This window comes from Parendozoicomonas verongulae, assembly GCF_009711465.1.
Classification (GTDB): Bacteria; Pseudomonadota; Gammaproteobacteria; order Pseudomonadales; family Endozoicomonadaceae; genus Sansalvadorimonas; species Sansalvadorimonas verongulae.
This window is the reverse complement of record NZ_SMME01000309.1, coordinates 1-530: the sequence shown is the minus strand read 5'-3', so window position 1 is coordinate 530 and position 530 is coordinate 1. Positions and strand designations below refer to the sequence as shown.

Sequence of the window (530 nt, the reverse complement as noted above, 5' to 3'; positions counted from 1 at the left end):
CTATCCAGTCAGCCAGCCGTTGGCAAGAGGCCTGGTTACGGTAATACCAGTCTGTGCTTGTCTTGTGCAAGCGCATATAGTGCAACAGCCCGGCCATGAGATTGGAGCAGGCAATATTGACAAAAGCTGCGCGCTGGGAAAAGGTTGGGAATTGCCAGCTACTGTCTTTCCATGAATGCATGCTGATGGTGCCGTAGAACTCAGCATCTCCGATATCCCGTAATCCGGTAAATCCCCAGTCTGACTGTTCTGTGGCCTTGGTATCCCAGTAACTGAGACTACCAGGAAAGGCGGTGATGGCAGAGTCGAAGGCTGTAAATAATTCCGGTAGTAAAATTTCTATCCTGTTGCCCGCAAAGTTGTGGAACAGGGCTGCTGTTGAACTGTGTAATACCCCAAGGCTGCTCCACACCCCCAGATCATGGAACGTGCGGGCCATACCCTCTTCCGCCTGTTTGACGCTGTCATTAGCATCCTTTTGCCAGGCCAGGCAGCTGTAATCCTGATTCTGGGTGGTAAACTCGAAGGCC

General features: G+C 51.9%; 1 protein-coding gene. It reads right to left on the bottom strand.

The features are described from left to right. The coding region (locus E1189_RS22280; RefSeq protein WP_196220854.1) for a hypothetical protein at positions 1 to 530 on the bottom strand (530 nt) is incomplete at both ends.